Raw genomic sequence first — 23740 nt, forward strand, 5'->3', positions numbered from 1 at the left:
TTCTGATTATTTTGAAAAGCTTAATATAAATGGCTTACACCAAGCCCTTAAGAAATAGCTTTTTTAATTTTAAAAAGTTAAAATCAATAATCGATAATAAGTACATTCTTTGGATGATGCCAATTATAAATTTTATAATGCAGAATGAATAGCCTGGAAGTTCAGCTGATGACGGATGAGGATCTTATAGCATTGATCAGGGAAAATGACCTTGGGGCGTTTGAACGTATTTATAATAAATATTGGTCAAAGCTTTATCTTTCAGCATATAACATCATCAGAGATCGCCAGGTAGCTGAAGATGTAACCCAGGAAGTATTGGTAAACCTGTGGATGAAACGGGCCAATCTTAAACTCACTTCGTTAAATGCCTATTTATATACATCTGTTCGTTACCAGGTGTTTAATGTTATCCGTTCGGGTAAAGTAAGAGCGGATCTTTTTAACAGGCTGGAGGAGCTTTTTAGCAATAACGGCGGCGAGGAGCTCCTGTCTGAAAAAGAAATTAACCGTTTGCTGGAACAAGGTGTTGCTGAGTTACCTGAAAAGTGCCGCCAGATTTTTATTATGAGCCGCAAAGAACACTTATCAACCAAAGAAATTGCCGAACGGCTGGGTATCGCGCCAAAAACAGTCGAAAACCAACTGACTGTAGCCCTGAACCGCTTGCGCAAAACGCTGGGCGATTTTGTATGCATAGCCGCCATTATGTTATGCGGGCGTTGGTTTTAAGCTTTTTTACCTGTATCTCGTTGCATTTATCCCTTCCTTAATATTATTACGGGTTTTACTCTCCAAAATTTCATGATTCCTTAATGCTGTAGAAATATTTTATTATTCTTTGGGGGTATGGCCTGTTTAGGGTTACTTACATACAATAACTACCCAAATGAAAAAACAAACACTGATAAACTTAATAAACAAATACTTATCAAACGAGGCTACCCCCGAAGAGGAGGCCCGGTTGCTAAGCTATTATGATACACTCCAAAAAAACAAGCTGCAATGGGATGAGCTTGAAATGGGCGATGAGAATGTAACAAAGAACGAGTTGTACAGCAAGATACTATCGGAGATAAAAAAACGTGAATCTGCACCTAAAAAAATGATTTTTCTGAGGAGGTGGTTTGTGGCAGCCTCTATCACAACATTGCTGATCGCGTCGGCTTCATTGGTTTTTTACATGAAGCATAACAGCTCATATTTCATCGCAAAAAATAGTATCTATCCCGTAAACAAGCACAGTATTGCCCCGGGAGGAAATAAAGCATTACTAACTTTAGCCGATGGTTCAAAAATTACCCTGGATGATGCCGCATCCGGCGAACTGGCCAAACAATCGGGTACAAAAGTATCTAAGGCGGCAAATGGTCAGTTGGTTTACACAGTTGAAAACTCTGCATCTCATGCCACTGCTCCGGGTTTGCCCGAATACAATGTTATTGAAACCCCAAAGGGAGGGCAATACCAGGTTAATTTAGCCGATGGCACTAAGGTTTGGTTAAATGCCGGATCTTCGCTCAAATATCCTACAAATTTTGATAGTGCAGTACGCAAGGTTGAATTAGCAGGAGAAGCTTACTTCGAAGTTGCTAAAAATGCACATAAACCATTTCAGGTTATCAGTAACCAGCAGATGGTGGAGGTTCTGGGTACACACTTCAATATCAGCTCTTATACGGACGAAACTTCGGTTAAAACTACTTTATTAGAAGGCTCGGTTAAGGTATCTGCGCTCAAGGCCAATCAATCCAAATTACTGAAACCAGGTCAGCAATCCGATATCCATTACGCAAATAACACAATTTCGGTACAACCGGTTAATACCGAAGAGGTTGTGGCTTGGAAAAATGGTTATTTCCTTTTTACCGACGAAGATTTGAAAAGCATTATGAGCAAGTTTGCCCGCTGGTATAATGTTGAGGTAGAATACCAGGGCAATGTGGATAATTTAAGATTTGGAGGGATGGTGTCGCGTTCAAAAGACCTTGCGCAGGCATTGAAGATAATTGAACAGACAGGGAACGTAAAAACCAGGATCGAAGGAAGGAGGGTTATCATTATGCCGTGATCATTACCCAGCATAAGGTAGCCTAAAAAGGAAAGCCGGAAGTGGTGGAACACTTCCGGCCGGAAAGTTAGGGCTTTACCATGAAATTAAATTCGTAGTCCAATTACAGATTAAACCCAAAACAAGTTCAAATGTATGAAATGTTATGAAATAAGTTTATACACGATCCCCCGTATAAAAAATAAAGCACTGTTGGTCATGAAATTATCGATCATATTGTTACTGGCGACAATACTTCAGGTAAGTGCTAAGAGCTATGCACAAAAAATCACATTGTCAGAGAAAAATGCTCCGTTAGAAAAAGTGCTTAAAGAAATAAGAGAGCAAAGCGGGTACGATTTTTTTTATAACTCAAAGCTGATTAAAGAGGCTAATCCGGTTAGTATCAATGTACGGAACATAGAATTGGAAGAAGTATTGAAACTGGCACTTTCAGGTCAGCCGTTTATCTATAGCATAGAAGAGAAAACAATAATTATAAAACCTAAGCCTGCGCCTGTTAAGCCTCCCGTTCAGGCAGTACCTACTATCAAAGTTTCAGGTGTTGTTACTGATTCAAAGGGTGTTACTTTACCCGGCGCGAGTGTACGTATCAAAGGGACTGATAAGGGGGTAATAACTGATAGTGAGGGGCGGTTTACCATTGAAGCTAATGATAACAGCACCCTTGTTATTTCATTTGCCGGGTTCGTTGCCAAAGAAATTACGGTTACCGGAGCAACATCTTTCCTGACCGTTCAGTTACTTGACGATACCAAGGGTATAAATGAAGTAGTGGTAGTAGGCTATGGTAAACAAAAGAAGCTGACCATAACCGGGGCTGTTACTACGGTAAATGTTGCTGATATAACAACTCCAAACCGCTCCCTATCTAATGCACTGGCAGGTAAAGTAGCGGGGGTTATATCCATGCAAAGAAGCGGGGAGCCGGGTTATGATAACGCGTCATTTACCATCAGGGGCATTGGCACTTTTACAGGTAACTCAAACCCGCTTATTATTATAGACGGAGTGCAGCGGGATGACGTGAACAGTACTTATGGTGGAGCTTACAACAACATCGATCCAGAAGATATTCAAAGCATTTCCCTGTTAAAAGATGCATCGTCAACCGCCGTATATGGAGCCAAAGGCGCCAACGGGGTTTTGATCATTACCACCAAAAAAGGTGTCGCAGGTAAACCTAAAATTTCCTTTAAAACAGAAACATCCATGTCGGGCCTTACCAGGACCCCTAAAATGCTGGATGCCGTTTCATGGATGAGGTTACATAACGAAGCAACTACAAACGATGGTAACCCCCCTGCATATTCTGAAGAAACTATCCAGAAAACGGCAAGCGGTTTGGACCCGTACCTTTATCCCAATGTAAACTGGATAAAATCTGTATATAAGAATTGGGCCCCCGGTTATAATACCAACTTAAATGTTACCGGGGGTGCTTCGTCGGTAAGGTATTATGTTTCCGCTTCTTTTTATGACCAGGATGGAAGTTATAAAGTAACCAAACAAAATGGCTATAATCCCAACCTTAACTTTAAGCGTTATGACTTCAGGTCAAACCTTGATATAGATATCAGCAAAACCACTTTACTGACCATGAACCTGGATGCGATGCTGGTAAGCAGCCGTTATCCCGGCATCTCGGCAGGAAACATCTGGTATGAATCATATTTAACCCCACCTAACGCGTTCCCGATAAGATACCCCGATGGCAAATGGGCCGGTCCGTATAACAATGGCGGATCCAACCCGGTAAACGATATCCAAAACTCAGGTTATAACACCGAGTTTCGCCCTACTATCCAGTCTGTTTTTTCCATTAACCAGAAACTGGATGCAATTACCAGCGGGCTAAGCGCCATGGCCAGGTTTTCGTTCGATTCGTACAGCGAAAATGACAATGGCAGAACAGGTACCAATGATCTTTACTTAGCTACGTCAAGAGATCCGCAGGGTAACCTGGTATTAGGTCAATCGAGGTACGGAAACCAGTTTTTGGGTTATACGCAGTATTCATCTGCCGAAAAAACCATGTACCTGGAAACCAATATTAATTATGATCAGTCTTTCGGCAAGCACCACGTTGGCGGATTGCTTCTATACAATATGCGATCGAGGGTCCAGAGCACCGCAGGTAGTGTTATTACCTCTATCCCTTATAACAATCAGAGTTTGGCCGGCAGGGCAACATATACTTATGCCGATAAATACCTACTTGAATTTGATGCCGGCTATACCGGTTCAGAAAACTTTGAACCAGGCAAAAAGTTTGGCTTTTTCCCGGCTGTCTCTGCGGGTTGGGTAATTTCAAGGGAGCCTTTTTTCAAAGATTTTTCAAAAACATTTAACCTGCTTAAAATAAGGGGTTCACATGGTCTCGTAGGTAACGACCAAATTGGCTCAAACTATCAAATCACCAGGTTTCCTTATATCAACCAATATGGCAGTGGCGGTTCTGTGGGTTTAGGCCTTAACGGAACAATATATGGAGGTACTACCGAAAGTGTGATAGGAGTGGAGAACCTGACATGGGAAAAAGCTACAAAAGATAATATTGGCCTGGAGATTGGGCTGTTTAATAAACTGAATATCACTATTGATGCTTATAAAGAGAGAAGGAAAAGTATTTTGGTTCAACGGAGTTCATTATCCGGTATATTGGGTGTAAGCGGCGCTGTATTCGCCAATCTTGGCGAAATGAATAACCATGGTATTGAGGGTAACATTGAATATAATGATAATATAGGTAAGGTAGGCTTGCGCCTGTATGGCAATTTCACTTATAACAATAATAAAATTGTACAGAAAGATGAGCCTAAACAATTATACGCCTATCAGCAGGCTACCGGTCGCAAATATGGCGATAACCTGATGTACGTTGCGGAAGGGTTATTTACTTCGCAGGAAGATGTTGATAAAAGCCCCACCCAGTTTGGCGCTGTGTTGAGGCCCGGCGATATCAAGTATAAAGATGTAAATGGCGATGGCGTGATCAACAGCTATGACAGGGTTTATACAGGTAAATCCGACATACCTACCATATTGTACGGCGCAGGGTTTACGGTTGGTTATAAGAAGTTCGATCTCTCTCTTTTCTTCCAGGGAACGGGTAATGTAATTATTATGGCAAACGGTTCTTCTATAATCGGTGCAGGTGCACAAGGCGCGGGTATTGTACCATTTACAGGCATGGGCACTTATCCATCGGGTATGCTTGCAAGCCTTGAGGACAGGTGGACAGTTGATAACCCGAGTCAGAATGTTTACTATCCGCGTTTGGGCATTGCTAATCAAAACAGCAATAATTATCAGCCCAGTACATGGTGGTCAAAAGACGCAAGTTTTGTCCGTTTAAAACAGGCTACATTGGGTTATACTTATAAGCCTTTGTTTCTTACCAGGGCGGGTGTAAACTCAGTTTACTTTTATTTAACGGGGCAAAACCTGTTAACATTCTCCAAATTCAAACTTTGGGACCCTGAACTTGGCTCAAACGGTGCAGGCTATCCACCGGTAAGAATACTTGCCTTAGGGTTAAGGGTCGCGTTATAGAAATCGTGAATTTAAATCAATTTCAAAAGAATTTAAAGTGTGCCAAATGAAAAAAAACATACTAATAATGGTAGTTGGGATCTGCTTCCTGAGTGCCTGTTTATCGTCCTGTAATTACCTTAATAAAAAACCGGATAACCTGTTAACATCAGATCTGATCTGGAGCACCAGGGCTAATGCCGAATCGTATTTATATAATATATATGGTTATATCAAACAAACCGATGGGGGAGATTACAGCGCGATGGGCGCCAGTGACGAGTCGTCGGTATCCATTCCGGGTACCAATGTAAGACAAATGGTTGTGGGCAACTGGAGCCCGGTAAACGCCTATTTTGATTACTGGGATAATTACTATACCGGCATCCGGTCGTCTTTCATTTTTGAAGCCAATATTGATAAGGTTCCCGCTACCCAACTAAGTGTCAGCCTAAAAAATCAATATAAAGCCGAAGCAAGGTTTTTGCGCGGGTGGTTTTACTGGCAGTTAATGAAGCAATATGGTCCGGTGGTGAAAGTAACGGAAACGTTAAGCTTAAATGATGACTTCAATAAGTACCCGAGAGCGTCTTTTGACGAATGCAAGGATTATGTTAACCAACTGATGGATCAGGCCGCTTCGGGTTTACCGGCGCAATGGCCTTCAACCAGCAATTACGGTCGGCCAACAAAAGGTGCCTGCCTTGCTGTAAAAGCTCAGCTGGCCTTACTGTCGGCAAGCCCCTTATGGAATGGTAATCCATCATTTGCTTCTTTTAAAAACCAGGATGGCACCCCGCTGGCACCCACAGTATTTGACGCCGGCAAATGGAAAATAGCTGCCGATGCAGCCAAGGCTGTAATTGATCTTGGTTCGTACAAGTTATTTACAAATCTGGATAATGGCGGAACCCAGTTTGATCCTTATCTGTCTGTCAGGGACCTTTTCTTAACAAACTGGAACAGTGAGATCATATTTTCAAGAAACTCCTGGAATTATTGGGGATATACCAAATGTGTGTCGCCGGGGCCGGGAGGATATAGCATGTACAATGCCACCCAGAATGTTGTGGATGCGTTTTATATGAATAATGGCCGCACCATTGATGATCCGCTTTCGGGATATACAGCTACAAGTTTTGCTCAAAGTAATGGCGCAAAATATTGGGAGCACAGCAAAGGGCAATGGAACATGTATGCTAATCGCGAACCGCGGTTTTATGCCTATATCCAGTATAATGGCCGACCGGTATTGCCTGCGCCAACTGTTGATGATAAAAACTATTATTCATCTGCAGCGAATATTGACGGCACAGGCCGGGTTGAATTTTATTATAACGGTAAAGCCGGTGCAAAAGCCAGCGGCGCAAGTAATAATATTACCGGATATGATGTATTAAAAAATGTAAGTCCTGCCGATAACATAAGGATGGATGCCACCAACTACAGGCCGTTTATATTGATCAGGTATGCCGAGATATTATTGGATTATGTAGAAGCCCTGAATGAATATGATCCTTCGAACCCCAATGTCGTGCTTTATCTTGATCAGATCAGGACAAGGGCAGGCTTGCCTGGCATAGAGACAGTTTATCCGGGAGCTGTTGGAAACAAGGATTTAATGCGGAAATATATTTTAAGGGAACGCCAGGTAGAGCTTTGTTTTGAAAGCGACCGATACTTTACCCTTGTAAGAAGGCTGTTACTGGGTGCCGATGAAAATCAGACTATTTATGGCCTTAATGTCAACACTGACGATCAAGGCCTGGGATTTGCATTTACCGGGCTTTACAACAAAACGCTTTTTCAAAAAAGGGTATGGAACAATAAAATGTACCTATTCCCAATATCCCAGTACCAATTGGACCGCGATAGGGCACTGGTACAAAACCCGGGTTGGTAATGATGACTCTTGTTAACCCAACAGGGCGTAAAAGGTCTGGAAATAAATAATTAAACCGTATTATTCAAATGAAAACATTCATAAATATATTGGCAAAAGGCATCAATCAATACCTGCTTGCCGGGGCGCTTTTTATAATGATAGCTTTTATAAGCTGTAAAAAAGAAAAAGTCCCTGCACATGATCCTGCATCACCTATCAGTATTAGTACATTTATCCCGGCACAAGGTAGCGGTGGTACCGAAGTATTGATTTCCGGTACCAACTTTTCAACAGATACCTCGCAAATTTCGGTTACCCTGAATGGGTTCAAACTGAAGGTCATTGGTGCCAACACCAAACAAATGATGGTAGTGGTGCCTAAGAAAGCAGGTTCCGGGCCCATAGTTGTAACTATTGGAAAAGGAACCGCAACAAGCACCGATAATTTTACATACCAATATACCAGGACTGTCACCACCCTGGCAGGATCAGGTAAAGCAGGCTTTGCAAACGGTAAAGGAACAGATGCTATGTTTGATTTTAGCGGGCAAAGCTGGTACCGAAGCTGCGGAGTAACCGTTGATGACAACCTGAATGTTTATGTTGCCGACCCCGGAAATCATTGCATCAGGAAAATTGATACGGCAGGTAATGTATCTACACTCGCCGGTAATCCCCAGGTTTCGGGTTACGCGGATGGTAAAGGGGGCGCGGCAAATTTCTCCCTACCTTACGATGTTGCCGTTGATGCCCAGGGAAATGTATATTCCGTTGATCCGGGAAATTATGATATTCGTAAAATAAGCCCCGATGGTACTGCAATTACCTGGGCTTGGGGAAACCAATCGCCATGGAGCATTGCTGTTGACAGAACCACAGGTTATATTTATTACTCCAGCTGCTCCAGCCCCGGAAACATCTACCAGGTATCAGCTCAATGGACTACCAAACAGGTGATATCCGGTCTTAACTATCCCGCTGGAATCAAATTTGACAAAGCCGGCAACTTATACGTATCGGTTAATGGTGACCAGGTTATCAGAAAATTTAATGCCGGCGACTGGAAGGGCAGTATCATTGCAGGGCAGCTTGGGGTTTCGGGTTATTTAAACGGAGCGGCTGCAACTGCAAAATTCGCTTATCCATGGGGCATCGCGGTTGACAATAGCAGCAATATTTATGTGGCAGGCAATGGAACCTGGGACGGCGGAAGCTACAACCCCGACCAAAGTATCCGCTTTATACAAGCTAATACTTTTGATGTGAGCACCTTTGCCGGCAGCGGTACGGCAGGTTATGCTGACGCAATAGGAGGATCTGCGCTTTTCAGCGCGCCAACCGGTGTTGCTGTTGATAAGAATGGAACCGTGTATGTTTTGGATAAAAACAACAATCGGATAAGAAAAATAGTTTCGGAATAATTACGATCCTTTTTAAAAATACTATCACAGTTTATTTTTCAACCCAGGCATATCCTTGTTGTCCGGGATAAATATGAGTAGTAGTTAATAATTGTTTGGGTTTATTTAAGGGGTACTCCGTAGCAGAAACGTGTTTCTGCTACGGGCAGGTACTGCGCGGTTTTAAGTGCGAATAAACTTAATGCATGTCAAACAATAGCTACGGCAATTTTTCTTAGAATAAATTTAATGAAACATTATATAAATATCTTTTTAATACATGTTTTTGCCATTCAGACAATGGCTTGCAGCAAAAAAACGGTAGGTAATGACGTAATAGTCTCAACCGGTAATACGCATATCTACTATGTATCAGTTAACGGCTCTGATGCTAATTCGGGTAAAATCAATACCCCTTTCCAGTCCATCAATGCCGCCTTAGATCATGCCTTGCCCGGTGATACCGTTATGGTTAGAGGTGGCAGCTATTATGATAAGGTGGTGTTTCCGCAATCGGGGATCATGAATAAGTTAATCACTTTAAAGGCATATCCCGGCGAAAAGCCGGTGATAGACGGGAGCAAAATAATAGTTTCGGGCTGGGTGCCGCTGGTTACACTGAGCAATGTAAGATATATAACATTGGATGGCTTTGATATCTGTAATCTCACGAGCTCAACTTTTAATACCGATCCTGAAGGGATCGCCATCAATGGCAATTCGCACGATATCACTATCAAAAACTGCAACATTTATAACATAAAGAACAACGCATCCCTGAACGACTGGCGAAGCGGACACGCTATACTGGCAATTGGTAACGGAACTACTGCCATTACTAACCTGGTTATTACGCATTGTACTGTACATGATACGCAGACCGGTACAAGTGAAAATGTAACGCTGGCCGGTAATATTGACGGCTTTGTTTTTAGCCATAATAAAGTATATGATACAGAAAACATCGGGATAATTGTTGCCGGTGGTGATGGTTTAAATCCCAAGGGAGATGTAGCTACCAACTATGCCCGCAATGGCGTGATAAGTGATAATATTTTTCACGATAATACCATGACCAGGACCCCGGAAACCTGGGGCCCCGACAGGTACGGTGCTATCTCCATTTACGTTTGCGGCGGTGCTAATACCATTATCGAAAGAAACACAGTATATAACAGTGACCGGGGGATTGGACTGGTGAGCGAAAGCAACGTATATGCAACCAAAACCACCATCGTGCGAAACAATTTTGTATATAACTGCTATCGCACAGGTATATACATGGGCGACTATCTGAACTACACATCCGGCGGAACTAAAAACTGTTACATAGTAAACAATACCTTATATCAGAATAACCGTGTACTGGGCGCTTTTGGCGAAATTGAAGGGGAGATCAGGCTTACGGAGCACTGCGACGATAACGTGATCAAAAATAACATAGTTTATGCAAGGCCCGTTGATGTATTTATTCATAAGTATACCACAACAGGCAGCAATAACATTATCGACAATAATTTATACTATACTACTGGCACTCCGCAATGGATTTGGAACAGTACTAACGGTGCTCCATATACCGATTTGAGCGCCTGGAAAGCATTCAGTGGCAATGATGCCGGTTCAACAAACGGGCAGGACCCTCTTTTGTTGAGTACATCATCGCCTGATCTCCATATACAATCGGCCTCTCCTGCAAAAAATACCGGAAATGTAATCTCTGCCGATATAAATGGCACTACAGATATTGACGGAAATACACGCATTGTAAATAATAAGATAAGTAAAGGCGCACAGCAGTAACATGTTTAATTAAAAAAGTATGCTTATGAAATGTAATGTCTATGTTTTTTTAATGCTTGGTTTTGCTATACAGGCATTTGGTTGCAGTAAAAAGAACGATCCCGGCGGTAATGTCACAATTACCGGGAGCACTCATGTTTATTATGTAGCTGCCAACGGGTTAGAGTCAAATAAAGGAACAATTGACGCGCCTTTTCAAACTATCAATAACGCGCTTTCCCATACCATTCCCGGCGATACCGTAATGGTAAGGGGTGGAGTATATAGCGAAAAGGTTGTATTTCCCAAATCTGGCGTAATGGATAAGTATATCACGTTGAAAGCTTACCGTGGGGAAACACCTATAATTGACGGTAGTGCTTTTAGTGTTAACGGGAGGGAAGCCCTGGTAACCATTGATAAGGCAAAGTATATAGTTGTAGATGGCTTTGAAATACGCAATCTTAAAACCGCAACTGGCGATCCCAAAGCCATTATGGTTGAAGGTGGATCCGACTACATTATTATAAAAAACAATACGGTATACGGTATTGATTATACTCAGCTCCCGCTCAATGGAGGCGGAAATGCTATACTGGTCATCGGGAATACTACCGATCCCGTAACTAATATTACCGTTACCGGGAATACAATCCATGACTGTAAAACCGGGTACGGCGAAAATTTAACCATCAATGGCTATGTTGACGGTTTTACCATCACCAATAATACCATTTATAATGCTCAAAATATTGGGATAGATGCAGCAGGAGGTTATGCAGCAAATAGCGATCCAACGCTTAACTATGCCCGTAATGGTGTTATCAGCGGCAACACCCTCTATAACATTGAAAGCAAAAGAGGACCGCTTGGTGGACATGGCGCCATAGGTATTTATGTAGACGGCGGCAGGAATGTGGTAGTGGAAAAAAACAAAGTGTCCGTTACAGACAGGGGGATTGGTGTTGTGAGCGAAACCAATGGCTTCCCCACCGATCATGTTACCATAAGGAATAACCTGGTATTTAACTGTTGGTGCTCCGGGATCTATATGGGTGGGTATTTAAATTACACAGGCGGTGGTACAAGCAACTCGGCTATAGTAAACAATACCTTGTATAATAACAACCAGGCATTAGGTGCCTTTGGCGAAATAGAAGGGGAGATAAGTATCAGGGAAGATTGCACCAATAACGTAATAAAAAATAACATCATTTATGGTGGGGCATCAGATATGTTTATTCATAAATATACCAACCGCGGATCGGGTAATATCATCGATTATAACCTGTATTACACCACAGGCCCCGCGCAGTGGACCTGGAACGGCGTGGCCTATACCGACTATAACTTATGGAAGACAGCCTGCGGCGGGGACGCCAGTTCAACATATGGCACTGATCCTTTATTTGTCAATACATCCGGCCTTGATTTTCACCTGCAATCATCCTCAGTAGCAAAAAATAGCGGGCAGGTGATATCTGATGGCGTTAACGGTACGGTTGATTTTGATGGTAATACGCGTATCGTAAATAAGCAGATAAGTAAAGGGGCATATCAATAATCAATACCCATTGTTTTTAATCTTGATTACAAAATGGAAAAGATTCCCACAATTAAAGAGATAGCTAAACGCTTAAAAGTAAGCCCTTCAACAGTGTCGCGTGCTCTTCATGGTCATCCCAGCATTGGCCTTGTAACTACCATGCGGGTTAATAAGGTAGCAAGCGAACTAAATTATGAGCGAAATCAAACAGCTGTATTTTTTAAACAACGAAAAACATTAACTATTGGTGTAATTGTTCCGGATTTTTCTGACGCTTTTTTTTCTTCGGCCCTTAGTGGGATAGAAGATTACGCCAGCAAAAGGAATTATAACGTTTTTGTTGGGCAATCGTTAGAAAACCCTGATAAGGAAAAACGTATCCTGGAAACAATGAAAACACATCGGTTAGACGGCATTATCATTTCGATAAGCAAAAATACCACGAATTATGAAGTGTTTGAACAATTGAAAAAATATAACATTCCTGTTGTTTTTTTTGACCGTATTCCTGGTATGGAAGATATTCATTACTCGGCTTGTAATCTCCAATCGGGAATGTTACAGGCCATTGATTGTTTAATAGAAAAAGGGCATCGTAGTATTGGGTTAATTAATGGTCCATCGCAACTGGCTGCAAGTAAAGAGCGCCTGGATGCTTACAAACAGGGGCTTGATAAATATCAGATAGCAGTAAATACTGACCTGATAGTCTCTTCGGATCTATCGTCGGCGCAAAATACTTATGCTATGCGGCGGCTATTATCTTTAGCAGATAAGCCCACAGCTATTATCACTTTTAACGATTATGTGGCACGCGATGCAATTAAGTTGTTGAAGAACTATAATTTGGCTCCCAATCACGATATTAGCTTTGTCAGTTTTGCAAATTCTCCTATTTGGAGTTTTATGGATAGTGCCCCAATGGCGTCCATTGAACAATTTCCCCAAAAGCAAGGCATAAAAGCGGCCGAAATACTTTTTAAAATAATTGATGATCGCATCAGTGAAGCGTCGTTAACCCCGGTTTTCCATCATGCGGTATTTGATTCCAGTATGGTGTCTCATAGAGGGCGTACCAATGTATAGGATAAGGTTATAACAGTCCCAATTTCGATTTGCATAAAGCATTAGCGGGTAATATTTATAGAAAAAGGGGTTTACATATTTTTTAGAAATTACACTTAATAATTTGATTATTAACTGTATATGTGAATGTTAGCCCTGAATTGTGTTAACCCTGTTAACCCCTCTTTGTTAATAGAGTAAATCCAACCCAACACTATATATCGCTTAGTATCTGAAAAATTCAAAAAAAGCGAGGCTCATCATACCGCCTCGTTTGTTTTGAATTTATAAGGCAGAGGTTGATAGGCTTGTTGTTTGTATACTCTTTAATATTCCAATTCAAAAGTGTCACTATACTTTAATTTGCTGTTCTTTTGTAAAGATTTGGGAATTTGAATATTCAACTGCCCATTTTGATAGGCCCATTTTAACTTTTCAGCGTTGCCCAACAGGCTTACTTTTTTAATCCGTTTAATATTGTTTACAGGGAAACTTACCTCGGCCGGAAGGGTTATATTATCTTTTTCTGATAGCCAGAAGGCATATAATGTGTTTTTTGTTTTTGACCTTGTAAAATATATGTTCCCAACAGAATAAGGTATAACAGGTTCGGAAGCGTAGATCCCTTTTTCGTTAATCTTCATCCAATCCGCAATGTCCTGTAACCTTTGATAGGCAATCGGATTCCAGTCGCCATTTGGTCCGGGGGCTATATTAAGCAAGAGGTTACCTCCCCTTGAAACTATTTTTATCAGCGTTTGTACCAATTGACGGCTGGGCTTAAATTCGTCATCAGGAACATAACTCCAGTATTTGCCAATGGTCATACAGGTTTCCCATGGGTAGGATAAGGGCTTGTCCGGGACTTCCTGTTCGGGTGTGGTATAGTTTTCAAATTCGCCGGTCGCTGTCCTGTCTACCATAATCAAACCTGGCTGATAGCTGCGGCTCATTTTTGCTATCCGGGCCATATCAATGTCCTGGTTATAATGTTGCGGGTCGTTATCCTTTGTAACTGATGGCCGTACCCAGCCGCCATCGAGCCATAGAATATCTATTTTACCATAACCGGTCATTAATTCTTCAATTTGGTTGTAGGTAAAATCTTTAAATTTTTGCCAGCGTTCAGGATATCGTTGCGGATCGTAATTTACATTATGATCTTTAGGAGGAAAGTAAGGCCACCAATAATTTTCATTATGCCAGTCGGGTTTTGAGAAATATGCCCCGATCATAAAATTGTCTTTACGGAAGGCGTTAAATATTTCTTTGGTGACATTGCTTCGCGGATTTTTTGAAAACGGAGTTTTAGGGTCGGTAATTTTATAATCTGTTTGTTTAGTATCAAACATGCTAAAACCATCGTGATGTTTAGTGGTAAATACCACATAATTCATCCCCGCAGCCTTGGCCGCTTTAACCCATTTTTCGGGGTTAAAATTGACGGGGTTGAAAGTGGTTTGGAGGTTTTCGTATGCTTTTTTATAAGCGAAATAATCATTGCTATAGGGGCCGGTACGCGTAACCCAGTCATCAGGGCAAATGGTCCAGCTTTCGGCCACACCCCATTGACTGTATGTTCCCCAGTGCATAAATAAACCAAACTTTTGGTCTTGCCAGCGGGCAAGTTTTTGCCGTACCAGGGAATCTTTAGGAAGTTGGTACGTATCTGACATTTTATGTTCGTTTTGTGCCAATGCCGCGTGGGTGCATCCTAAAATAAACAGGTAGGGTAAAAGTTTTCGGATCATGATGGTATAATACATTGGTAGTTTTGCTTTCATAGGTAGATGAGCAAACATTAATTTAAAACCAATTCAATTACCGGTATCTCACTATCGGGCTTGGTTTCTGGTAGATTTAATATCAGGTCGTTACCTGTATCCTTTGATTTGCTATCCTGTTGTATCTCCGACGCGTCATGTAAAAACTGAACGTATTTTACTTTATCCTTATAGCCTGGTAAAGTAAGTGTTTTGCCGGGATATGCTAACAAATGCACGTATAAGCGCCGGGTATTTGCATTATAGGTAAGCAGGGTGTGCTCCGGGGCTACAAAGGTTTCCGGAGCTTCGGTACATCCATAAATGGAGCGGCTGTTATATTTCATCCAGGCTGCTATTCCGTCCAGCCTTTCGTTAGCACGTTTATCAAATAAACCGCGTGCAGTAGGGCCCACGTTAAGCAACAGGTTACCTCTTTTGCTTACAGCCTCTATCAGCATGGTAATTAATTGCGTGGTACTTTTCCAGCTGTTTTCGTCGCGGAAATAACCCCAGGAACCAGAAAACGTTTGGCAAGTTTCCCAGTAGGTTTTGTAATCATTTTTTTTGACCCATTCCGATAAATTTACCTGTTCGGGTGTCAGGTAATCCCAACCATCCTGGTATTCATTTAAATCGAGGCGGTTATCAATTATAATATTGGGCTGTAGTTTTCTTATTTCTTTAACGAGTTCAACAGATCCCCAGTCTTTGGCCCCTTTTCCATGTTTGCCATTATCAGGGTACGAAAAATCGAGCCATAGCATATCAATTTTGCCGTAATTGGTAAGCAGTTCTTTAATCTGGTTGTGCATATAGGTACGGTACCTGGCCATATCACGCCCTTTGTTCAGCTTATCATAATCCTCGTCCTTTTCGCTTGCCGGTTGCAATGGGTGTAAAACATCAACCGTAAAGTCAGGATGGTGCCAATCCAACAGTGAGTAATAAAACCCTATTTTTATACCCTCGGCCCTAAAAGCATCAACAAACTCCTTTACAAGGTCTCTTTTAGCAGCGGTTTTAGCAGCCTTGTAGTCAGTATATTTTGAATCAAACAGGCAAAACCCTTCATGATGTTTAGTGGTAAGCACAGCATATTTCATCCCGGCTGCCTTAGCTTTCTTTGCCCACTCTTTGGGATTAAACAAATCTGGATTAAACTCATCAAAATAAGGCTGGTATTGCGCATCCGTCATGCGCTCCCATCTTTTTACCCATTCATGCCTTGCCGCCTGCGAATAAAGTCCCCAATGGATAAACATACCAAAGCGATCATCAGTCCACCAGGACATACGTTTGGCTTTTTGTTCGGGTGTTTCCGTTCCTATTTTCTTTTGGGCATATAAAGGGGAAAATGCAATAAAAACCAATAAAATACCTGTTAACGTTTTTTTCATTTGGCGGATAGCTGACGTTAGTTTTAAAAAGCGTGTTTAAAAAAGGAGATGTTTTACATCGATAAAATTTCATCAACCACTTCCAGTAAAGGCCTTTGAGGCTTTTCGGGATTTAGCTTTTGGTTGTCGTCCACCCATTTTCGTTCCCAGGAAAAGTAATCAGGTTCCTGAACGTTTTTACCTTGCAGATTGCTGCGCAAATAATCAAAATAAATCTCCCAGCGGGGCAAGTAATAGCTATCCATCAGACCGGCCCACTCTTTATAAGCATACTCATGCAGATTGTCTTCGGTACGCACATTTTCGCCCCAATAGGTAATTTGCATTAATTCGTTTTTTAAATTGTTTGCTTTTTCTTCTGCGGTATTGCCGTTATCTATGGCTTGTTTGAGATAGGTGTTGAGCCTGAAATACTGATCGGTATTTAAGAGATCATCTGTCAGCCTTATCATATGCAGGAATTTTGCGCTGGCTGCGTTAAATGTTTGCAGATTCTTGCTGTTATAAGCAGTTACCATTTCATTAAATGTGAGCGTGCCTTTATTAGCCAGCAGTTGCCGCACCATATTGATGAGGTCTATTTTATAAGTAGCCGAATTTTTAAGAGCAGGCGCCGCTTTTGCAAATTCTTTTACCGCATTTGCAAAAGCAACTGTGTCATAATTCCGGGTGAGCGTACCCCAACTGGAAATTGATTTAACTTTAAGTGCGGGCCTTGCGCAAAAAATGGATTCGCCAGCCCCTTCCTGGTAACCGGGAAGGCTTTGATAAATGGTTTGTAAAAATCCCTGCCAGGCATTACTTGCATGCCCATTGCTTTTACCATAACGATATAGAGCGTATTTATCTATCCAACTGCGGGTGTCTACATGTTCCTGGTGCCAGCCCAGTTCAAGCATCAGGTCATAATCAGGAGGGTTATTATTGATGCCTTCAGGCATAATCCCCACACCTTTAAGATAATTGCTGTAAGTGCTTTTACGGGCACGGTATACCTCATCGGCAAAGCGCTGCAGTTTTCCATATACGCCAGGCCGTTCGCCAAAATTGTTAACGCTGCACCATATAAATGGTGTATTATCATAAGCCTTACGCTTTTCCCAGTTATTGGTAAACTCACCAAAAAGTTCCTGTACCAATACTTTTGATTTATCGAGACCATCAAGCATGGCCTGCTTGGGATTATCCTGCCAGCCCTGCAATACCCATGTTGAACCGGGGTAGTAATTTTGCATCGATGCCTGTATGGCAGTGCCTGCTTTTTTCAAATCGACACCTTCCGTTTTACCACCCTCATGAAAAGGGTCGCCGGCAAAAAAATGGATGTTCTTACCGTATAATTTTTGAATTTCGCTATAGTAGATGCCGGCAATGCGGCTAAACTCAGGATCAGTGGGGTCAAGTATATCAGGTCTTTTAAAAGCACCCCAGGTACCCTGATCAATGATATGTGCTTTACTTTTGTTTTTTAATGAGCTTGGCACCATGCCATAAAAACCTTGCAACACAGGTTGTATACCCAACTCCTGCATCCGCTTCATCATTTTCTGTTGAATCAGCTTTCTGTTGTCTATCTGGCTTTGAGGCATGGGACCTCCCCAGCCTTCAATATTTCCCATCAGCCACCATGCGGTATAAGCAGGCCCAACAATGAAACTGTTAATTTCATTTTCAGTGTATCCTATTTTCCTCAGCGTGTTTTGCCATACCGCTTCCATACCTTCAACAGTAAGCATTGTATTAACACCATTTAACGCCATCCAGTCAAGCTCCCGTTCCCAGTCGGGCCAGCTATAAAAGCTCATTGTGTAATTATAGGTGCAGTAATTTAACGCATAACGATACTTGGCCGCAGCTTGTACGGTTACTTTTTTGTTAACATTAGGAATAGGAAACACGGGCAACATGTTATCACCCATGTGAGACATAGAGCGATAGCAGTAATATTTTAAATACCAGTTTATACCAACAGCTGCCGCATTGGCTCCTGAAGCATGGATAACCAGTTTATTCTTGATGGTTTGCAGTTCAACTATTTCTGAACTGGTGTTTTTTAAGGGTTCAAAAACGATATGGTTGCTTAACCACGGAGCGCGCCTTTTAACCAGTGCTTTTACAGCATCAAATTGTTGCGCTAAAAGCTGTATAGGCAATAATAAAAGTAGCAGACAGGTTAGTTTTCGCATAAAAATTTGTTGGTTTTTTCTGTTAATATGTCCGAAACTAACTAAAATTTAATGGAAAGATTATGCATAATTCTATGCCCTGGAGCCTTGAAACCTACGCAAACGTTTGTTACTGTAAAGACAAACGTTTGCGTAAGTTTTCACTGTTTTTTATCAAATATAGAGCGGGCGATATGCTAATCCTGCCTGGATAACCCCGATTGACATTAACAGCCTGGGTTATTTTATGATAGGGCGAAAAAATGTAGCCGATATTACAGTTACCTAAGGACTGCCGATAACTACGGCCTATAACGGCCGCTGAAAAATGGAATAAAGGCGCTAAATTAGAGCAGAATTACGGATATTAATAACCTAACCAAACTGGTGGTTTAACTCACGAGTTCGGTTGATTTTTAATATGGTCACATGATACAATATTATAAATGTTAAAATCACTCTTGAATACCCGCATAAGTTATTATAAATATTATAACCGCAGTATATTAAAAGCAACACCGCTACTGCATTTACTGGTAACCTTAACAACAATAAGCGTTAGTGCTCAAAATTTGAGTGTAAAAACTGCTTTAGCCTCAAAATCAACAGATATTACAGTGGCCACTGCTCAAAAAAGTATAAGTTTAGCTATTGATAATTCTGATTACCAGGCGGTGAAACTTGCGGCTTGCTTTTTTGCTGACGATATAAAACAGGTTACCGGAACTTTGCCGGCTATTACTACTTTGCAACACCCCGCCGCTGAAATGATTATTGCCGGCACTATTGGTAAAAGCCCAGCTATTGATAGGTTGATAGCTGCACACAAGATCAAAGATATTATTAAAATTAAAGGCCGTTGGGAGGCTTCATTATGGCAAATAGTTAACAACCCCGCACCTGGTGTAAAAAAAGCGCTCATTATAGTTGGAAGCGATAGACGAGGGACAGTTTATGGACTCTTACAAATTTCAAGGAAAATGGGTGTATCGCCATGGCATTGGTGGGCAGATGTTCCTACTGCTAAAAGAAAAACAGTTACAATCTCCGTACCTAAACCAACTTGGGATGAACCGGCAGTTAAATATCGCGGTATTTTTATTAATGATGAAGACTGGGGAATAAATCAATGGGCGAGGAAAAACTTTGAAAAGGATTTTGCACATGGCATTGGCCCCAAAACATATGAAAAATTATTTGAATTGATGTTGCGTTTGCGGCTCAACTATATTTGGCCTGCTATGCATGAGGTGTCTAAAGAATTTGGCGATACTCCCGAGAATGTAGCTTTGGCCGATCATTATGGTATTGTTGCAGGTTCATCACATTGCGAACCGATGCTGTATAATAACGTGCATTGGAACGAGAAACTTAAAGGTGCCTGGAATTATAGCACTAATCCTGATAGTATTTATAAATATTGGAAAGAAACTGCTAAGGACAGAAAAGACAAAGAAGCAGTTTGGACAATGGGTATACGCGGTATACATGATCGTGGTATGGAATCGCCACCATCAGGTATACCTGAAAGGATAACCCTTTTAGAAAAGGTATTTAAAGACCAGCGAGATCTTATTAATCAATACGTCAATAAACAATGGGGGGCTGTTGCTCAATGTTTTGTTCCTTATAAAGAAGTATTGCCTGTGTATGATGCCGGCTTAAAAGTACCTGATGATGTAACTCTGATTTGGGTAGATGACAATTTTGGATACATTCGCCGCTTATCGAATCCAACCGAAAGGAAGCGGTCTGGCGGTAGCGGATTATACTGGCACTTATCTTACTACGGTGGTCCTCATTCGTATACATGGATTAATTCTACCGCCCCGGCATTGATGTGGGAAGAGTTTCATAAGGCCTGGGAAAATCAGGCCCGGACGATGTGGGTGATTAACGTAGGTGATGTTAAACCGATGGAATTGGGGATCGACTATTTTTCACGCTTATCATGGAACCCGGAAAGTCAAAAGACGGATGCACAACCCCAATTTTTAAAAGCATTTCTTACAGAACATTTTAATGAAAATGTAGCTAAGCTTAACGACTTGCTTACAGAATTTTATCGTTTAGGCACAGTACGAAAACCTGAATTAATGAATCGTGATTGGGCTATTTCTTTGTCGGATAACGAAGCTGTGCAATTACAAGCTGATTATCAGAGATTATTAAATCTTGAAACTTCTGTAGCAAAGTCTGTACCCTTAAATAAGCAGGATCCTTATACAGAAATGATTGGTTTTCCGGCCCGTATCATGGCAGAAACCGGACTTATATTTATGCATGACAGGGCAATTGTTTATGGCGCAAATCAAGCTACCCATCATGTCGAGATAGATCGCCTTAAAGCGGCTTTGGAATCCGAAGTTAATAATTACAATAATAAAATAGCAGGGGGGAAATGGCAATATATGATGCCGGGAACAATAACCTGTCAAAATCTTCTATCATGGAATAGCCAGGTAGCATGGCCATGGGCTGAAACCAGGAAACCGGATACCACCAAAAAAGCAATTCAGGCGGATATAACAAGAAACGCTTCATCTGCCGATGAACAAACCACAGCTGGAACCGCAAAATGGTCGGTTATACCAGGATTGGGCAATAGCGGCCGGGCTATGGCATTGACACCGGTTAACCTTAATTTATCATGGAAACCTGGCGATGCAAAAGCTCCAACATTGAATTACAATTTTAAAACTGATGGTAATTCAGCAAAGGTGAGGATTGATTTTATGCCAACTTTCAGAATTTATCCTGGTATGCAATTAAGGGTAGCCATTTTAGTTGATAATAAATTTATTTCAACAACAGAAGTGCCGGGGTCAAATGGCAAGGAAGATGAGAATGGACCCAACCGTAACCAGGGTATTAGAAATAATTACGTTAGTGCATTAATAGATTTACCAGCATTAACCACCGGTACACACAAATTGTCTATCAGGGCTATCGACCCTGGCGTAGTAATTGATAAAATTTCATTTTATAAAAATTAGTGTCCTCAACTTTTTTATTTATCCCCCACAGCCGACGGGGCCAAAAGAAAACGATATATTCAGGAAACCGCCCTGCGGAAATCAGTAGGTGATTGCTGCGTATGCTTCTTAAAGTATTTCATAAAGTACGATGGGCGTCTACGACCCATGCAAAGCTCCATTCCTTTATTGCAGGATCTGTAAAATTTGTATTGGACATGCAGCGCCGTTTTGGAGAAACTAGGGTTATGCCAGCTCATGAATATTTAATCCCTGATGAACAACAAATGATGATCAAGACCAATTTTTCAGGAATGAGGCAAAAACTTCTTTATATTGTTCTGTTACAGGTATCGTAGTATTTGTAATCTGGACAGAATTTTTGGTAACGGATTTGACTGCTTCTTTGGATACGATAAATGAGCGGTGAATTCGCAGGAAAATACTGGCCGGGAGTTTCTCTTCAAGGTTTTTCAGGCTTGTGAGGGTTAATAACGGTTTATCCTGGTTCGCCAGGAAAATCTTTACATAATCTTTAAGTCCTTCGATATAAAGGATGTCTGCTATATTAACCTTTACCAGCTGATAATCAACCTTAAGATAAATATAGTTCTTTTCAACAGGCGTTCCGGGAGTTATATTATTTTGAGCGCTTTCCAAAATCTCAAAATAATCATATGCTTTGGCAGCCGCTTTTGAAAAATCAACAAAACTAAACGGTTTCAGTAAGTAATCTAACGCGTTCACCTTAAAGCCCTCTAAAGCATATTGATCATAAGCCGTTGTAAATATAACGCGCGGACCTTTTTTCTTTCCGGTTTGCTCAATGATCCTTGCCAGTTCAACACCGCTTAGGTCGGCCATCCTGATGTCTAAAAATATCAATTGAAGGCCGGGTTGTTGATGAATAGCTTTCAGCGCTTCGATAGCGTTGCCGAACGTACCCTGTAAATTTAAAAACGGGGTTTGTTCAATGTACGAAGTAATTAGCTTTAAAGCTATCGGTTCGTCGTCTACAGCTATGCAGTCAATTTTCATTTGAATCGGAAAGTTAAATTTACAATGAATTCCCTGATATTGGAGTCGCGGTCAACCGATAATGTGTAGCGCCCGGGATATAGCAGGTCGAGCCTTCTTTTCGTATTTACAATACCGATGCCATTACTATCTTCCAACTGAGCTGTTTGTTCTTCAAAAAGTGAATTCCTGATCTCCAGCTTCAACTCTTCGGCAGATTGGCTGACCTCTATATAAATGTAACTTGGGTGTACACCGCTGATGCCATGCTTAAAGGCATTTTCAACAAATGGCAGGAAAAGCATGGGGGCTATTTCATGATTTTTTAGGTTGACCTGTTTTTCAAAAATGATCTGTACATCATCGCTCAGTCTCAGCTTCATCAGTTTGATATAGTCCTCAATAAATTTGATCTCTTTTTCCAGGTCGGTCAGATCGTTCTTGGTTTCATAAATAACATAACGCATCATATGCGAAAGCGTGTAAACCGCATCTTTAGACGCCACGGGGTTGCTATCGGCGAGTGCATAAATGGTATGCAGGATATTAAAAAAGAAGTGCGGATTGATCTGCGCTTTTAAAAAAGAAAGCTCTGAGCTGATTTTTTCCTGTTCAGTGGCACGGAAGGCTTCCTGATCGGCCTTGATCTTCCTGGAGACCGCGATGATTGTGCTTACTCCCAGTAAAACAAGTGCAGTTATGATAGTCCAATAATTATAAACATGGTTATCGTCAGATGATTTTTTAGCCGGGTTTTTGTAAACTTTGGTAAATACAGCTTTCCAGCCGGTTACTTCATCTAACCAATTGTTTAAGTACACAACGGAGACGAGAATAGCTATCATCAAAAGAACAAATAATACAGCCTTGTTTTTATAAATCAATTGGGGCGTAAAATAAAACAGATTGGCATAGAATAATGTTGCCCATACCAAATGTATCAATACCTGTTTGATCCAAAATTCACCGGGGAGTTTTAAGGGCCAGGATAATGGGAATAACATTAACGCTAATAAACAGGCCACTATATAAAAGTGAACTGAGAAAAAGATCTTCTTTAAGCCTGAAAAAGCCATATCGCGAATTTTACCATAAAAATAGCGGAAAAAAAGTGCGTTTTGTTTCTCAGGCAAAACG

At 41.3% G+C, this 23740-nt stretch carries 14 protein-coding genes; 9 read left to right on the forward strand and 5 right to left on the reverse strand.

From position 1 onward, the window contains the following. Positions 1 to 144 precede the first annotated feature (144 nt). The 8 genes from J3L18_RS03665 to J3L18_RS03700 all read left to right on the forward strand — a co-directional run bounded on the left by J3L18_RS03665 (position 145) and on the right by J3L18_RS03700 (position 13304). On the forward strand, positions 145 to 732 hold the full coding sequence (locus J3L18_RS03665; protein WP_129570722.1) for an RNA polymerase sigma-70 factor: 588 nt from the start codon (positions 145 to 147) through the stop codon (positions 730 to 732). 157 nt (positions 733 to 889) lie between these two features. Continuing rightward, positions 890 to 2071: a FecR family protein gene (locus J3L18_RS03670; RefSeq protein WP_129570721.1), complete on the forward strand. Its 1182-nt coding sequence runs from the start codon at positions 890 to 892 to the stop codon at positions 2069 to 2071. Between the two features lie 198 nt (positions 2072 to 2269). Continuing rightward, positions 2270 to 5626: a TonB-dependent receptor gene (locus tag J3L18_RS03675; RefSeq protein WP_208102507.1), complete on the forward strand. Its 3357-nt coding sequence runs from the start codon at positions 2270 to 2272 to the stop codon at positions 5624 to 5626. 46 nt (positions 5627 to 5672) lie between these two features. After that, positions 5673 to 7508, forward strand: coding sequence for a RagB/SusD family nutrient uptake outer membrane protein (locus J3L18_RS03680; RefSeq protein ID WP_129570719.1), 1836 nt, complete (start codon positions 5673 to 5675; stop codon positions 7506 to 7508). Between the two features lie 68 nt (positions 7509 to 7576). Next, a complete protein-coding gene (locus J3L18_RS03685) occupies positions 7577 to 8911 on the forward strand; it encodes an IPT/TIG domain-containing protein (protein WP_208102506.1) in 1335 nt (444 codons plus the stop codon). A 228-nt stretch (positions 8912 to 9139) separates the two neighbouring features. Beyond that, positions 9140 to 10693, forward strand: a complete 1554-nt coding sequence (locus tag J3L18_RS03690; RefSeq protein WP_129570718.1) for a right-handed parallel beta-helix repeat-containing protein — start codon at positions 9140 to 9142, stop codon at positions 10691 to 10693. A gap of 25 nt (positions 10694 to 10718) precedes the next feature. Next, entirely contained in the window at positions 10719 to 12236 is a 1518-nt protein-coding gene (locus tag J3L18_RS03695; RefSeq protein WP_189549363.1) for a right-handed parallel beta-helix repeat-containing protein, read from the forward strand. Between the two features lie 33 nt (positions 12237 to 12269). Then, on the forward strand, positions 12270 to 13304 hold the full coding sequence (locus J3L18_RS03700; protein WP_129570716.1) for a LacI family DNA-binding transcriptional regulator: 1035 nt from the start codon (positions 12270 to 12272) through the stop codon (positions 13302 to 13304). A 305-nt stretch (positions 13305 to 13609) separates the two neighbouring features. Here the strand turns inward: J3L18_RS03700 and J3L18_RS03705 are convergent, their stop codons facing one another. The 3 genes from J3L18_RS03705 to J3L18_RS03715 are packed head-to-tail and all read right to left on the reverse strand — an operon-like array spanning position 13610 to position 18632. After that, positions 13610 to 15067 (reverse strand): alpha-L-fucosidase, encoded by a 1458-nt coding sequence (locus J3L18_RS03705; RefSeq protein ID WP_223266233.1) that lies wholly within the window; start codon positions 15065 to 15067, stop codon positions 13610 to 13612. Between the two features lie 17 nt (positions 15068 to 15084). Then, positions 15085 to 16446, reverse strand: a complete 1362-nt coding sequence (locus J3L18_RS03710; protein WP_129570715.1) for an alpha-L-fucosidase — start codon at positions 16444 to 16446, stop codon at positions 15085 to 15087. Between the two features lie 53 nt (positions 16447 to 16499). Continuing rightward, positions 16500 to 18632 carry an alpha-N-acetylglucosaminidase gene (locus J3L18_RS03715; protein ID WP_129570714.1) on the reverse strand — a complete coding sequence of 711 codons (2133 nt, stop codon included), beginning with the start codon at positions 18630 to 18632 and terminating at the stop codon, positions 16500 to 16502. A gap of 425 nt (positions 18633 to 19057) precedes the next feature. Between J3L18_RS03715 and J3L18_RS03720 the strand changes: the two genes are divergently transcribed. Then, positions 19058 to 21607: a glycosyl hydrolase 115 family protein gene (locus J3L18_RS03720; protein ID WP_129570713.1), complete on the forward strand. Its 2550-nt coding sequence runs from the start codon at positions 19058 to 19060 to the stop codon at positions 21605 to 21607. A gap of 273 nt (positions 21608 to 21880) precedes the next feature. Here the strand turns inward: J3L18_RS03720 and J3L18_RS03725 are convergent, their stop codons facing one another. Together J3L18_RS03725 and J3L18_RS03730 are read right to left on the reverse strand one after the other, a co-directional pair. Then, positions 21881 to 22624 (reverse strand): LytR/AlgR family response regulator transcription factor, encoded by a 744-nt coding sequence (locus tag J3L18_RS03725; RefSeq protein ID WP_129570712.1) that lies wholly within the window; start codon positions 22622 to 22624, stop codon positions 21881 to 21883. Continuing rightward, positions 22621 to 23448 (reverse strand): sensor histidine kinase, encoded by an 828-nt coding sequence (locus tag J3L18_RS03730; protein ID WP_189549361.1) that lies wholly within the window; start codon positions 23446 to 23448, stop codon positions 22621 to 22623. The genes J3L18_RS03725 and J3L18_RS03730 overlap by 4 nt, the downstream gene beginning before the upstream one ends. Between the last annotated feature and the right edge of the window lie 292 nt (positions 23449 to 23740).

This window comes from Mucilaginibacter gossypii (assembly GCF_017569325.2).
In the GTDB taxonomy this organism is placed as follows: domain Bacteria; phylum Bacteroidota; class Bacteroidia; order Sphingobacteriales; family Sphingobacteriaceae; genus Mucilaginibacter; species Mucilaginibacter gossypii.

Bases quoted from the DNA above. Each gene is read 5' to 3' on its own strand.
- J3L18_RS03665 (WP_129570722.1), top strand. From the start codon at position 145: ATGAATAGCCTGGAAGTTCAGCTGATGACGGATGAGGATCTTATAGCA.
- J3L18_RS03670 (WP_129570721.1), top strand. From the start codon at position 890: ATGAAAAAACAAACACTGATAAACTTAATAAACAAATACTTATCAAAC.
- J3L18_RS03675 (WP_208102507.1), top strand. From the start codon at position 2,270: ATGAAATTATCGATCATATTGTTACTGGCGACAATACTTCAGGTAAGT.
- J3L18_RS03680 (WP_129570719.1), top strand. From the start codon at position 5,673: ATGAAAAAAAACATACTAATAATGGTAGTTGGGATCTGCTTCCTGAGT.
- J3L18_RS03685 (WP_208102506.1), top strand. From the start codon at position 7,577: ATGAAAACATTCATAAATATATTGGCAAAAGGCATCAATCAATACCTG.
- J3L18_RS03690 (WP_129570718.1), top strand. From the start codon at position 9,140: ATGAAACATTATATAAATATCTTTTTAATACATGTTTTTGCCATTCAG.
- J3L18_RS03695 (WP_189549363.1), top strand. From the start codon at position 10,719: ATGAAATGTAATGTCTATGTTTTTTTAATGCTTGGTTTTGCTATACAG.
- J3L18_RS03700 (WP_129570716.1), top strand. From the start codon at position 12,270: ATGGAAAAGATTCCCACAATTAAAGAGATAGCTAAACGCTTAAAAGTA.
- J3L18_RS03705 (WP_223266233.1), bottom strand. From the start codon at position 15,067: ATGAAAGCAAAACTACCAATGTATTATACCATCATGATCCGAAAACTT.
- J3L18_RS03710 (WP_129570715.1), bottom strand. From the start codon at position 16,446: ATGAAAAAAACGTTAACAGGTATTTTATTGGTTTTTATTGCATTTTCC.
- J3L18_RS03715 (WP_129570714.1), bottom strand. From the start codon at position 18,632: ATGCGAAAACTAACCTGTCTGCTACTTTTATTATTGCCTATACAGCTT.
- J3L18_RS03720 (WP_129570713.1), top strand. From the start codon at position 19,058: ATGTTAAAATCACTCTTGAATACCCGCATAAGTTATTATAAATATTAT.
- J3L18_RS03725 (WP_129570712.1), bottom strand. From the start codon at position 22,624: ATGAAAATTGACTGCATAGCTGTAGACGACGAACCGATAGCTTTAAAG.
- J3L18_RS03730 (WP_189549361.1), bottom strand. From the start codon at position 23,448: ATGATAGCTATTCTCGTCTCCGTTGTGTACTTAAACAATTGGTTAGAT.